Genomic DNA, 13,109 nt, shown 5'->3' on the forward strand with positions numbered 1-13,109 from the left:
CCCGCAGCAGGCGGACGTCACCTCAGGCACGGTCAAGGAACTCCTCGCGCTCGCCCGCGAGCAGCACGTCGATCGCGTCCCGCAGCGCGGGGTGCGACTCGAGCTCGGGGTCCTGCTCGACCACCGCACGCGCGTCGGCGCGCGCCTGCTCGATCAGGTCGGCGTCGCGCGTCACGCGCAGCAGCCGCAGCGACGAGGCCACCCCGGACTGCGACGCGCCGAGCACGTCACCCTCGCGCCGTTGCTCGAGGTCGAACGCCGCGAGCGCGAACCCGTCGAGCGTCTCGGCGACGGTCGTGAGCCGCTGGTGCCCGGGGCTGCCCTCCCGGGCGCCCGAGACGAGCAGGCACACGCCCGGCGCGGTGCCGCGGCCGACGCGGCCCCGCAGCTGGTGGAGCTGGGAGACGCCGAACAGGTCGGCGTCGAGGATCACCATCGCGGTCGCCTCGGGGACGTCCACGCCGACCTCGACGACCGTCGTCGAGACGAGCACGGGCACCGCACCCGAGGCGAACTGTGCGAGCGCGCGGTCCTTGTCCTCGGCCGCGAGCCGGCCGTGCAGCACGCCGATCTCGAGCCCCGCGAGCTCGGGCAGCGCGCGCAGCTCCTCGACGACCTCGAGGACCGCGCTCGGGGGCCGCCGCGGCGCCGTCCCCGCCTCGCCGAGCGTCGCGGGCTCGTCGGCGACGAGGTCGGCGCCGTCGGCGTCGTCGCCCGTGATCCGCGGGCACACGACGTACGCACGGCCGCCCTTGTCGACCTCCTCGCGCACGCGGCTCCAGGTCCGCGCGAGCCACGCAGGCCGGTCCGCCGGCACGACGAACGACGTGATCGGCGACCGGCCCGCGGGCAGCTCGCTGAGCACCGAGGTCTCGAGGTCGCCGAACACGGTCATCGCGACCGTGCGCGGGATCGGCGTCGCGGTCATCGCCAGCAGGTGCGGCTGGGCGGAGGCCTTGGCCCGCAGCCGGTCGCGCTGCTCGACGCCGAACCGGTGCTGCTCGTCGACCACGACGAGCCCGAGCTCGGCGAACTGCACGGTCTTCTCGAGCAGCGCGTGGGTCCCGACGACGATGCCGGCGGCGCCCGAGGCCGCGTCCAGCAGCGCCTGGCGTCGCGCGGCACCGGTCACCGAGCCGGTCAGCAGCGCGACGCGCGTGCCCTGGTCCGCGCCGCCGAGCATGCCGCCCTCGGCGAGGTCGCCGAGCAACGCACGCAGCGAGCGGGCGTGCTGCGCCGCGAGCACCTCGGTGGGCGCGAGCAGCGCCGCCTGCCCCCCGGCGTCCACGACCTGCAGCATCGCGCGCAGCGCCACCACGGTCTTGCCCGAGCCGACCTCACCCTGCAGCAGCCGCTGCATCGGCACGGGCTGGGCGATCTCGTCGGCGATCTGCGCGCCGACCTCACGCTGGCCGGTCGTGAGCTCGAACGGGAGCCGCTGGTCGAACGCGTCGAGCAGGCCACCGGCCACTCGGGGCCGGGCGACGGCGGGCTGCGCGGCCGCGCGGGCACGTCGCCGCGCGAGCTCGGCCTGCAGGACGAACGCTTCCTCGTAGCGCTGCCGGCGCTGCGCCTGGACCCAGTCCTGCTCGGTCTCCGGCCGGTGCAGCCGTCGCAGCGCAGGGAGCAGCTCGCCGAGGTCGCGCGCGGCCCGCACCTGAGCGGGTACCGGGTCCGGCACGTCGCCCTCGCGCAGCGGGCCGAGCACCACCTGGACGGTCGCGGCGATCTTCTCGCTGTCGAGCTGGCCGCTCGCCGGGTAGACGGGCAGCGGTCGCTCCGCGTGCTCGACCACGCCGTCCTCGTCGTCGGCGTCGAACCACACGACCGCGGGGTTCGCGAGCTGGGCGCGGCCGTTGAACCAGCCGACCTTCCCCGTGAACAGGCCGCGTCGACCCGGCCGCAGGTCGCGCTCGAACTTCTTGGCCATGCCCTCGCGCTGCGCGAAGAACGCGAGGTGCAGCACCGACCTGCCGTCGGTCACCTGCGCCTCGACGCGCAGCTTGCCCGACGACCGCGAGCGCAGCACGCCGGAGGACGAGCGCACCTCGGCGACGACCGACGCCTTCTCGTCGATCTCGAGCCCGGCGATGTCGGTCAGCCGGCTCGGGTCGGCGTACCGGCGCGGGTAGTAGCGCAGCAGGTCACCAGCCGTGCGCACGCCGAGCGCCTCGAACTTCGGCCCGGTGCGGGCTGCGACCGAGCCGATCGGCCGGTCCAGCGCACTCGAGCGCACGACCCCGTCCGCGTACACCTGTGCCCTCCTCGTGCTCTCAGTCCACCGCGACGAGCACGGCGTCGGCCGTGGCGTCGCTCAGGATCGTCGGCTCCAGCCCGTGCGCCGCGGCCGCGGCCTCGATGTCGGCAGCGAGCGCGTCCTCGAGCGCTCCGGGCACGACGACCGTCAGGCTCTCGGGCCGCGTGCCGGTCGCGCGGTCGTCGGACGGGGGCGCCACGACGAGCCGGGCGACCGTCTCGTCGAGCGCCGCGCCAGCGTCCCGGGGTGCGAGCTCCGCGACCCGGACACGGCCGGTGGCGAGCGCCGCGGCGTGCACCGGGGCGGCACTGTCGCTCGTCACGAACGCGAGGGTCGCGACCGCCGCGCGCGCCTCGTCGTGCGCGCCCAGGACCTCGACGCCGTCCAGCGCCAGCAACGACTCGAGCTCGTGACCCGACACCACCCCTCCCGGCACGACGAGCACGTCCGGGCAGCCCGCGTCCTCGACCGCGCGGCGCACGTGGGCCGCCGTCACCGGCTCCTCGGGGCACCGCACGACGACGACGGCACCGGCGGTCGCGTACCAGGAGGCGAGCGCGGGCGACCCGGTCACGACGACGAGCCCCCACCCCCGTCCGGGTCCTGCCACGACACCGAGGTCGACCACGTCGAGCCGCCGCACGACGACCTGTTCACGCCGGCCCACCGCGCACGCAGCGATCGCCGCGGCCGGGTCGTCGGTGTGCACGTGGGCGTGCCACCAGCCGTCCGCGCCCACGACCGCGACCGAGTCGCCGACCTCGCCGAGCACCGAGCGCAGCCCGTCGGCCAGGTCGGGCGCTGACGACTCCCCACCCCCCTGGTCGAGACCCCGCACGACGAGCATGACCTCGAACGCACCACCCGCCGCCGCGTGCTCCGTGCCGCACTCGCCGGGCTGCGCCTCGTGCGCACTCCCACGCTCGGGGAGCCACTCGGCAGGGCTGCGCGGGGCGCCGCCCGTCACCGCGAGGACGAGCGCGTCGACGACGACGAGCAGCGCGCAGGCGCCCGCGTCCGGCACGTGCGCCCGACGCAGGACGGGGTGCGTCGCACTGATCCGGGCGAGCGACTGGTGCCCGGCGGTCGCGGCCTGCGCGAGCACCGCCGGGGCCGTGGCGCCCGAGTCCGCGCCCAGCACGGCCGCGTCGGCGACCTCGTCGGCGAGGGTCAGCACGGTGCCGTCCTGAGGCTCGGCGAGCGCGTGCCGCGCCGCGCGTGCCGCCGCTCGCAGGGCCTGCGCGAGAACGGCGCCCGCGGGCTCGTCGGCCGCGGCTGCGGTCGTACGCCGGACGAACCCCGCGAGCCACTGGCTGAGGATCACGCCCGAGTTCCCGCGCGCGGCTAGCATCGCGCCGCGCGCGAACACCGCCAGGACCTCGGCGGCCGTGCGCTCGGCCGCGCCGAGGTCGTCGACCGCGCGCGCACCGCCCTCGATCGTCAGCCACGCGTTGGTGCCCGTGTCGGCATCGGCCACGGGGAAGACGTTCACCGCGTCGATGCGTCCGCGCGCGTCGGCGAGCCCGGTGCGCGCGCCGTGGACCCAGGCGAGGACCTGGTCGACCTCCAACGTCACGCGCGCACCTCCCTGTCTCGTCGTCTCGTCGTCGTGCACGTCGGCGCCCGCGGCACAGCGCGGCTGACCCGTGCGGCGCATCTCACCCTGCCGCACGTCGCCCACATTTGGGGCGCCCGTCCGCCATGGGCTAGTCTTGACCGGTTGCCCGACGGGATCGGGCGCGCCCGGAGTGGACCGAATGCTTGCCCTTAGGGGCTCAGGGTCCGTCCACCAGACTTCGCCGCGGTACTCGCGGCTGTTCATGTTCGACCAGAGCAACAGGAGAAGACCGTGGCCGCCACCTGCGACGTCTGCGCCAAGCGCCCGAGCTTCGGGCACAGCGTCTCGCATTCGCACGTCCGCACGAAGCGTCGTTGGAACCCGAACATCCAGCGCGTCCGCGCTGTCGTGGCGGGGACCCCGAAGCGTCTCAACGTGTGCACCTCGTGCCTCAAGGCCGGCAAGGTCCAGCGCGCCGTCTGAGCTCGCGTCGCACCTTTCAGCACATCGACGCAAGGCCCGTGAGGAATTGTCCTCACGGGCCTTGCGTCGTCGTGCCCATGTGGCAGGGTGACTCCATGGCCGAGCAGATCGACGAGCTGACGATCCGCACCGCGGGTCCCGCGGACGCGAACTCGATCGCCGCGGTGCACGTGCGCTCGTGGCAAGAGGCGTACGCGGGGATCGTCTCCGAGCGCTACCTCGCCTCGCTCGACCCCGCCGAGCGCGCGGTGCGCTGGGCCCGGCACCTCGAGCACGGGCCTGCCGACGGCGTGCGGACCTGGATCGCGCAGGACGGCCCGCGGCTGCTGGGGTTCGCCTCGGTCGGCCCGAGCCGCGACGAGGACGCGGCCCGCGGCGAGCTCGAGGTGTACTCGATCTACCTCGAGCCCTCGACCTGGGGCCACGGCGTGGCCCGCGAGCTCATGCGCACCGTCATCGGCGAGTCCGGCGAGAACACACCCATGAGCCTCTGGGTGCTGGCCGCCAACGAGCGCGCACGGCACTTCTACCGCCGCCACGGCTTCCAGCCCGACGGCGTGGAGCGCTACGAGGACGTCGGCGGCGAGGAGCTGCTCGAGGTCCGCTACCGCCGCGGCTGAGCCCTCCTGCGGGCCGCGCTCAGTCCGGCCGTCCCGCGAAGTGGTCCCATCCGGGTCCGACCGCGGGGGCGACGGCATCGACCGTCACCGCGGGGTCGTCGGCGGCCCGGGACTCGACCCGGCCGATCACCCGGAACGACGCCGGCACCACTGCATCGGGACCGAACGTCGCGAGCAGGCCGTGGTCCTCTCCCCCGCCCAGCACCCACGCCCACGGGTCCGCGCCCACGGCCAGTGCTGCGTTCGCCAGCTCCGTCACGTCCGCCGCGAACGCGTCCGCGTGCAGGTCGAGCCGCACACCGCTCGCGCGCGCCATCCGGCCCGCGTCCCGCAGCAGCCCGTCGGAGACGTCGAGCATCGCGGTGGCGCCCGCGCGAGCCGCCTCCGGGCCGGCAGGCAGCGGTGATGTCGGCCGCAGGTAGGCCGTGACGAGACCGTCGTGGGACACGTCGTCGTCGCCCGGCCCGGCGGTCCCCCCGGCCGCCGCGCGGTCGACGAGCGCGAGCCCGGCGGCGGACCGGCCCAGCACCCCGGCGTGCGCGACGACGTCACCGACGCGAGCGCCCGACCTCAGCACGGGCGGGCGGCCCTGCAGGTCACCATGCGCCGCGACGCTCACGACGACGAGCGGGCTGCCCGACAGGTCCCCGCCGACGACCCCCACCCCGAGCGGCCCGCACACGGCGGCCAGACCGCGCGCGAGCCCGACGACCCACGCGACGTCGAGCTCGCCCGGAACGGCGAGCGTCACGACGAGGCTGGTCGGGACGGCCCCCATCGCAGCGACGTCCGCGAGGTTCTGCACGGCGGCGCGTCGGCCCACGTCCTCACCCGAGGACCACGCGCGGCGGAAGTGGCGGTCCTCGACCAGCACGTCGGTGGTCACGACGAAGCGGCCGTCGGGCGCGGCCACGATCGCGGCGTCGTCCCCGGGCCCGAGCAGGGTCGACGACCCGAGGGGCAGCTCCGGGACGATCAGCGCGAGCAGCTGCTCCTCGGTCAGGTCGGCGACATGCACGACGTCACGCTAACGCCGTCCGGGACGTCGTCGACAACTCGTTACGGTGGTGGATGTGCCTGCCCCGCGTCGCCTCGTCGTCCTCGTCCTGCTGCCGGCCGCCCTCGCCGGCTGCTCGTCCGTCGTCGCGACCTCCCCGGGGCCGTTCGCGACCGACCCGGTGTGCGCACAGGTCGTGCTCGCGACGCCCGAGGAGCTCGCGGACGGCCTGACCCGGCAGGACACCAACGCGCAGGCGACCACGGCGTGGAGCGACGGGTCGGCGGCCGTCGTGCTGCGCTGCGGCGTGACGCCGCTCGAGCCCACCACCGACCGCTGCCAGAGCGTCGAGGCCGCCGACGGCACCTCGGTCGACTGGGTGATCGTGGCGTCCGAGCCCGACCACGAGGACAGCAGCGACTGGACGTTCACGACCTACGGACGCGTCCCCGCGGTCGAGGTGCTCGTCCCCGCGGAGATCGCCCGCACGCACCCGACGTCGTTCCTCGACCGGCTCGGCGCCGCCGTGGCGCTCACCGAGCGCGAGCGCGGGTGCCTGTAGCCGCTGCGGACCGCAGCCAGGGCGGACGGCTCAGCGCAGGCCGGTGGGCCGCTCCAGCGCGAGGCGCACGAGGTCGTCGACGAGCTCGGGGTAGCTCACGCCCGACGCCTCCCACATGCGCGGGTACATCGAGAACGGCGTGAAGCCAGGCATGGTGTTGATCTCGTTGACGACGACCTCGTCGTCCGGCGTGACGAACACGTCGACGCGCGCGAGACCCTCGCAGCCGAGCGCCTCGAACGCCTGCACGGCGATCTCCCGGACGCGTGCCGTGACCTCGTCGGGCAGGTCGGCCGGGCAGGCGAGCCGCACCGCGGCCTCGTCGAGGTACTTGGCCTCGAAGTCGTAGAACGCGTGCTTGCCGTGGTCCACGACGATCTCGCCGGGCAGCGACGCGCGCGCCCGCTCACCGTGGTGCCCGCCGAGCACGCCGCACTCGATCTCGCGGCCCTCGATGCCCGCCTCGACGACGACCTTGGGGTCGTGCTCACGTGCGTGCGCGATCGCGGCGGGCAGGTCCGCCAGGTCGTCCACGCGCGAGATGCCCAGGCTCGAGCCCGCACGTGCGGGCTTGACGAACACGGGCAGCCCGAGCGCCGCGATGCGCTCCGTCTGGCCCTGCGGGTCGCGCTCGTAGGCACCGGGCAGCAGCACGACGAACGGGCCCACGGGCAGCCCCTGCCCCGCGAAGACGAGCTTCATCATGTGCTTGTCCATGCCCACCGCCGAGGCGAGCACCCCGTCGCCGACGTACCGCACGTCGGCGAGCTCGAGCATGCCCTGCAACGTGCCGTCCTCGCCGAACGGCCCGTGCAGCAGCGGGAAGACGACGTCGACCTCGCCGACCGCCTGCGCGAGGCTGTCCGCGCCGAGTACGCGCACCGCGCGGTCGGTCGGGTCCTGCGGCAGCAGCACGTGCGCGGCGGCGTCCTCGACCTGCGGCAGGTGGCCGTCCTCGATCGTCCAGCGGTCCGGGTCGTCGTCCGCGAGCACCCAGCGACCCTCGCGCGTGATGCCGACCGCGAGCACGTCGTAGCGGTCGCGGTCCAGCGCCCGCAGCACGCCGCCGGCGGTCGCACAGCTGATCGCGTGCTCCCCGGAGCGTCCACCGAACAGGACCATCACCCGCGGACGACGAGCAGGGTCCCCGACGGCAGGGTCCGCGGCGGTCTGGTCGGCGTCGGGGGTCGCGGTCGGGCCGGTGAGGTCGGCTGAGGCAGGAGTCGGCACGGCGTTCATCGGGGACGACCCTACCCGCCGCGTACGCTGGCGCCGTGACCTCGCCGAACCCGTCCCGGGTGAGCCCACCCACGGTCAGCCCGTCCACGCTCGTCGTCTCCGCGGGGCGACCGGACCGCACCCAGGGCGCGGCGCTCAACCCGACCCTCGTCCTGTCCTCGACCTTCGTGTCGCAGGGCGTGCCGGGGCCCGACGAGCCGATGTACGCGAGGAACGACACCCCGGCCTGGCACGCGTTCGAGGAGGCGCTCGGCGCGCTGGAGCGGTGCCCGCAGCCCGCGCTCGTGCTCGGGTCCGGGATGGCCGCGATCGCCGCGGCGCTCTCCCTCGTGCCGCCGGGCGGTCGGCTCGTCCTGCCCCGCCACTGCTACCAGGTGACGCTCGGCTACGCGGCCGACCTGACGCAGCGCAGCGGCGTGCGCGTGACGCTCGTCGACATCGCGGACACCGACGCCGTGCTCGCGGCCGTGCGCGGCAGCGGTGACGACGGGCCCGCGGACCTGCTGTGGGTCGAGACACCGACCAACCCGATGCTCGAGGTGGCCGACCTGCCGGCGCTCGTCGCGGGTGCGCACGACGCCGGGACGCTCGTCGCCGTCGACAACACGTTCGCCACGCCCCTCGTCCAGCGCCCGTTCGAGCACGGCGCCGACGTGGTGGTGCACTCGGTGACCAAGTACCTCGCCGGGCACAGCGACGTGGTGCTGGGCGCGGCGCTCGCGGCCGACTCCGCGCTGCACGCACGCCTGCACGCCTACCGCACGCTGCACGGCGCGATCGCGGGGCCGTTCGAGGTGTGGCTCGCGCTGCGCGGCCTGCGCACGCTGGCCCTGCGCGTCGAGCGCGCGCAGGCGTCCGCGCTCGAGCTCGCGCGCCGTCTCGAGGCGCACCCGCGGGTCGTCTCGGTCCGCCACCCGGGGCTGCCCGACGACCCCGGGCACACGCGCGCGAGCCGGCTCATGGACGGGTACGGCTCGATCATCGGGCTGCGGCCCGCGGGCGGTGCCGCCGCAGCCGACGCGCTCGTCGAGGCCGTCCGCCTGTGGGTCCCGGCCACGAGCCTGGGGGGTGTCGAGTCGACGCTCGAGCGCCGGCGGCGGTTCGCCACCGAGTCGCCGACGGTGCCCGAGGACCTGCTGCGCCTCAGCGTCGGGATCGAGGACGTCGAGGACCTGTGGCGCGACCTCGCGGACGCGCTCGACGCCCTGTGACGTCCTTCGGGCGCGACGAGCGGAGCTCGCTCAGCCGGTGACGACCTCGGAGCGCCGTGGGCGGGCCAGCAGCATCGGGGCGAGCTGGTCGACCGGCAGGCCCTCGTAGAGCACGCGGACGACGGCCTCCGTGATGGGCATCTCGATGCCCAGCCGGCGCGCGAGCTCAAGCACCGGCCGGCACGTCTTGACGGCCTCGGCCGTGCCGCCGGTCGCCGCGATCGCCTCGTCGAGCGCCATCCCGCGGCCGATGTGCCCGCCGAGGGTGTGGTTGCGGGAGTCGGGCGACGCGCACGTCGCCATGAGGTCGCCCATGCCCGCGAGGCCCGGGAAGGTCTCGGGTTGGGCACCGAGCGCGAGCCCGAGACGGGTGATCTCGACGAGCCCGCGCGTGATGACGGTCGCCATCGTGTTGTAGCCCAGCCCGCGACCCTGCGAGATGCCCACCGCGAGCGCGATGACGTTCTTGACCGCACCGCACAGCTCGACACCGACGACGTCCGGGTTGGTGTACGGGCGGAAGTACGACGATGCCACGGCGCGCGCGACGAGGGCCGCGGTCTGCGGTGACGCGGACGCCACGACCGTCGCGGTCGGCTGGTGGCGGGCGATCTCGCGCGCCAGGTTGGGCCCGGAGACCACCGCGACACGCTCGTCGGGCAGGTCCAGGGTCTGGGCGACGACCTCGCTCATGCGACGGTCGGTGCCCAGCTCGACGCCCTTCATGAGCGAGACGACGACCGCGTCGTCCCGCAGCGCGCCGCGCAGCGGGGCGAGGGTGTCGCGCGCGACCTGCGACGGGACGGCGACCGCGACGATGCGCGCGTCCGCGACCGCGGCACGGGCGTCGGTCGTCGCCGTCACCGACTCGGGCAGGTCGATGCCCGGCAGGTACACGTCGTTGCGGTGCTGGTCGGCGATCTGCCGCACGACCTCGGCCGACCGGCCCCAGACGGTGACCTCGCAGCCCGCGTCCGCGAGCACGGCGGCGAAGGTCGTCCCCCAGCTGCCGGTCCCCAGGACCGCGGTGCGCAGCGGCAGACCCTGCTCGTCGACGCCCGTCACGGCAGCTCGGGCCGCGTCGCGTGGTCGCCGCCGACCCGCCCGGTGTCGGGCTTGCGCATGTCGTACCGCACGGCGGGCGCGGCCTCGCCGCGGATCTCGACGAGCAGCGCGGTGATCGCGTCCATGACGCGCTCGGTCGCCTCGCGCAGCGTCGCGGTGTCCTGCGGCCGGTCGTACAGGTCGTCGAGGTCCACCGGCGGGCCGGCGACGATCGTGACCTTCTTGCGCGGGATCGGCTTGAGCAGCTTCTTGTAGCGGCCGAGCAGGTTCTGCGGACCCCACTGAGCGACCGGGATGAGGGGCGCGCGGGTGGTCAGCGCGAGGCGCGCGACACCCGTCTTGCCGACCATCGGCCACAGGTCAGGGTCCCGGGTCAGCGTGCCCTCCGGGAACACCGCCACGACCTCGCCGTCGGCGATGGCCTGCACGGCCGCCTGGAGCGACTCCCCCGCGGCTGCGGTGTTCCGGTAGACGGGGATCTGCCCGGTCGCGTGCAGCACCGACCGGACGACGGGCACCTTGAACAGGGACGCCTTCGCCAGGACCCGCGGGGCCACGCCGTTGTCCCACAAGAAGTGCGCGAACGTCAGCGGGTCGACGTTCGTCATGTGGTTGGCCGCGACGATGAAACCGCGGTCGGTCGGGAAGTTCTCGGCACCGTGCCAGTCGCGCGTCGTCGTCGCCTTGAGCAGCGGACGGACGATCCTGGCGACGTTGCGGTAGGCACGGTTGGAACGAGCAGGGGAACGCACGACGAGCAGGCTACCCGGTACCGGCGTGCGCGGATCAGTCGCGGCTGAACTCGGCACCGAGTGCCGTCAGCTTGTCCATGAAGTGCTCGTAGCCGCGGTCGATCAGGCTGATGCCGCGCACCTGCGAGGTGCCCTTCGCGGTGAGCGCCGCGATGAGGTGGCTGAACCCGCCGCGCAGGTCCGGCACCTCGATGTCGGCCGCCGACAGCGGCGTCGGACCGCTGATGACCGCCGAGTGGTAGAAGTTGCGCTGACCGAACCGGCACGGCCGGCCGCCCAGGCACTCCTTGTAGACCTGGATCGTCGCGCCCATCCCGACGAGGGCGTCGACGAACCCGAAGCGGTTCTCGTACACGGTCTCGTGCACGATCGACAGACCCTTGGCCTGCGTGAGGGCGACGACGAGCGGCTGCTGCCAGTCCGTCATGAAGCCCGGGTGCACGTCGGTCTCGAGCTGGATCGAGCGCAGGTCCCCGCCCGGGTGATAGAAGCGGATGCCCTCGTCGTCGACCACGAACTCGCCACCGACCTTGCGGAACGTGTTGAGGAACGTCGTCATCTCGGGCTGCGTGGCGCCGCGGACGTAGATGTCGCCGCCGGTCGCGAGCGCCGCAGAGGCCCACGAGGCCGCCTCGATGCGGTCGGAGAGGGCGGTGTGCTGGTAGCCCTCGAGCCGGTCCACGCCCTCGATGCGGATCACCCGGTCCGTGTCGACCGAGATGATCGCGCCCATCTTCTGCAGGACGTTGATGAGATCCATGATCTCGGGCTCGATCGCCGCGCCTGCGAGCTCGGTGATGCCGTCGGCCCGCACGGCCGTCAGCAGGAGCTGCTCGGTGGCACCCACGCTCGGGTACGGGAGGGCGATCTTCGTGCCCTGCAGGCGCTTGGGGGCGCTCAGGTAGATGCCCTGGGGGCGCTTCTCGACCACCGCGCCGAACTGCCGCAGGATGTCGAGGTGGTAGTTGATCGGCCGGTCGCCGATCCGGCAGCCGCCCAGGTCGGGGATGAACGCCTCACCGAGGCGGTGCAGCAGCGGGCCGCAGAACAGGATCGGGATCCGGCTCGAGCCCGCGTGCGCGTCGATGTCCGCGACGTGCGCGATCTCGACGTCGCTCGGGTCCAGGTGCAGCGTTCCCGCCGCGTCGTCCGCGTCGACCCGGACGCCGTGCAGCTCGAGCAGACCGCGCACGACCGCGACGTCGCGGATCTGAGGGACGTTGCGCAGGACGCTCGGCGTCTCGCCGAGGAGCGCGGCGACCATGGCCTTCGAGACGAAGTTCTTGGCGCCCCTGACCGTGATGTCCCCGCGCAGCGGGTTACCACCGTTGACGTACAGCAGATCGTTCACGCGCCCATCCTCGCCTACCCGCGGCGCAGGGCCCGCTTCTCGGGCACCCCGCGACCGTCCTCGCACCACACCTTCACAGACCCCCGACCGCTCCGCGATCGGACCTGACGCACCCGGCGACGGCCATGACCGCGCCGTGACGTCTCGCTTGCTCGCGCCTGACCCGTGCACGGCGTTCGCCCGTGGTCCACGCGCCCCGGGGCGCGCTCGTACCGCCTTCGCAACCTGCGGCGGCCGCGCGTTCTTCCCGGCGGGCCACCCGCTCACGGTAGCGCGCGGGCCGCGCACGCGCGTGAGCCCGGCGCACCCTGGGCGCGCCGGGCTCACATCACGTCACGTTCAGGCGGGCCGACGACCGATCGACACCTCGACCGGACGCGCCGCCTTGATCTCGACGGGCGGCAGGTGCTTGGCCGGCAGCGTCGCGGGACGCCACGGCTCACGACGCGCCTCGAACTCGGCGATCTCGTCGACGTGCTGCAGCGTCAGGCCGATGTCGTCCAGGCCCTCCATGAGCCGCCAGCGCGTGTACGCGTCGACCTGGAACGGCACGACGACGTCGTCGCACACCACGGTGCGCGCGTCGAGGTCGACCGTGATCTCGGTGCCGGGCCTGGTCTCGAGGATCTTCCAGATCAGCTCGATGTCCTCCTGGGCGACCTGAGCGGCCAGGAGCCCCTGCTTGCCCGAGTTCCCGCGGAAGATGTCCGCGAACCGCGACGCGATCACGACCTTGAAGCCGTAGTCCTTGAGCGCCCACACGGCGTGCTCACGCGACGAGCCCGTACCGAAGTCCGGTCCGGCGACGAGCACCGAGCCCGAGCGGTACGCGTCCTGGTTGAGGACGAACGCCGGGTCGCCGCGCCAGGCGGCGAACAGCGCGTCCTCGAAGCCCGTCCGGGTCACGCGCTTGAGGTACACGGCGGGGATGATCTGGTCGGTGTCGACGTTGCTGCGACGCAGCGGCACGCCGACGCCCGTGTGCTGGGTGAACTTCTCCATGGTCTGCCTTCT

Annotated in this window: 12 protein-coding genes; 4 read left to right on the forward strand and 8 right to left on the reverse strand. The window is 74.1% G+C overall.

Translation table 11 applies throughout. From position 1 onward, the window contains the following. Positions 1–22: 22 nt before the first annotated feature. Positions 23–2,254, reverse strand: a complete 2,232-nt coding sequence (locus CGE01nite_RS03550) for an ATP-dependent DNA helicase RecG (protein WP_053071693.1) — start codon at positions 2,252–2,254, stop codon at positions 23–25. Positions 2,255–2,273: 19 nt separating this feature from the next. After that, positions 2,274–3,833, reverse strand: a complete 1,560-nt coding sequence (locus CGE01nite_RS03555; RefSeq protein ID WP_170210885.1) for a DAK2 domain-containing protein — start codon at positions 3,831–3,833, stop codon at positions 2,274–2,276. Positions 3,834–4,106: 273 nt separating this feature from the next. Here CGE01nite_RS03555 and rpmB point away from each other — a divergent pair, with 273 nt between their 5' ends. Both rpmB and CGE01nite_RS03565 read left to right on the forward strand, forming a co-directional pair. Further along, on the forward strand, positions 4,107–4,298 hold the full coding sequence (gene rpmB, locus CGE01nite_RS03560; protein WP_048343462.1) for a 50S ribosomal protein L28: 192 nt from the start codon (positions 4,107–4,109) through the stop codon (positions 4,296–4,298). 95 nt (positions 4,299–4,393) lie between these two features. Next, positions 4,394–4,918: a GNAT family N-acetyltransferase gene (locus tag CGE01nite_RS03565; RefSeq protein ID WP_048343479.1), complete on the forward strand. Its 525-nt coding sequence runs from the start codon at positions 4,394–4,396 to the stop codon at positions 4,916–4,918. A 19-nt stretch (positions 4,919–4,937) separates the two neighbouring features. Here the strand turns inward: CGE01nite_RS03565 and CGE01nite_RS03570 are convergent, their stop codons facing one another. Then, on the reverse strand, positions 4,938–5,936 hold the full coding sequence (locus CGE01nite_RS03570; protein ID WP_141369035.1) for a thiamine-phosphate kinase: 999 nt from the start codon (positions 5,934–5,936) through the stop codon (positions 4,938–4,940). A gap of 55 nt (positions 5,937–5,991) precedes the next feature. On the opposite strand from CGE01nite_RS03570, the gene CGE01nite_RS03575 reads away from it, so the two are divergent. Next, positions 5,992–6,477, forward strand: coding sequence for a DUF3515 family protein (locus CGE01nite_RS03575; protein WP_048343478.1), 486 nt, complete (start codon positions 5,992–5,994; stop codon positions 6,475–6,477). 30 nt (positions 6,478–6,507) lie between these two features. Here the strand turns inward: CGE01nite_RS03575 and CGE01nite_RS03580 are convergent, their stop codons facing one another. Beyond that, entirely contained in the window at positions 6,508–7,716 is a 1,209-nt protein-coding gene (locus CGE01nite_RS03580) for a D-alanine--D-alanine ligase family protein (RefSeq protein WP_082156413.1), read from the reverse strand. 35 nt (positions 7,717–7,751) lie between these two features. On the opposite strand from CGE01nite_RS03580, the gene CGE01nite_RS03585 reads away from it, so the two are divergent. Further along, positions 7,752–8,927 carry a trans-sulfuration enzyme family protein gene (locus tag CGE01nite_RS03585; protein WP_229747399.1) on the forward strand — a complete coding sequence of 392 codons (1,176 nt, stop codon included), beginning with the start codon at positions 7,752–7,754 and terminating at the stop codon, positions 8,925–8,927. A 30-nt stretch (positions 8,928–8,957) separates the two neighbouring features. Here the strand turns inward: CGE01nite_RS03585 and CGE01nite_RS03590 are convergent, their stop codons facing one another. The 4 genes from CGE01nite_RS03590 to leuD form a co-directional block, all read right to left on the reverse strand. Continuing rightward, a complete protein-coding gene (locus CGE01nite_RS03590; protein ID WP_229747398.1) occupies positions 8,958–9,992 on the reverse strand; it encodes an NAD(P)H-dependent glycerol-3-phosphate dehydrogenase in 1,035 nt (344 codons plus the stop codon). Beyond that, positions 9,989–10,744: a lysophospholipid acyltransferase family protein gene (locus tag CGE01nite_RS03595; protein WP_048343461.1), complete on the reverse strand. Its 756-nt coding sequence runs from the start codon at positions 10,742–10,744 to the stop codon at positions 9,989–9,991. The genes CGE01nite_RS03590 and CGE01nite_RS03595 overlap by 4 nt, the downstream gene beginning before the upstream one ends. 34 nt (positions 10,745–10,778) lie before the next feature. Continuing rightward, positions 10,779–12,095: a UDP-N-acetylglucosamine 1-carboxyvinyltransferase gene (gene murA / locus CGE01nite_RS03600; RefSeq protein WP_141369037.1), complete on the reverse strand. Its 1,317-nt coding sequence runs from the start codon at positions 12,093–12,095 to the stop codon at positions 10,779–10,781. A 339-nt stretch (positions 12,096–12,434) separates the two neighbouring features. After that, positions 12,435–13,097 carry a 3-isopropylmalate dehydratase small subunit gene (gene leuD, locus CGE01nite_RS03605; RefSeq protein WP_048343459.1) on the reverse strand — a complete coding sequence of 221 codons (663 nt, stop codon included), beginning with the start codon at positions 13,095–13,097 and terminating at the stop codon, positions 12,435–12,437. Between the last annotated feature and the right edge of the window lie 12 nt (positions 13,098–13,109).

Source organism: Cellulomonas gelida (assembly GCF_006538725.1).
Taxonomy (GTDB): Bacteria; Actinomycetota; Actinomycetes; order Actinomycetales; family Cellulomonadaceae; genus Cellulomonas; species Cellulomonas gelida.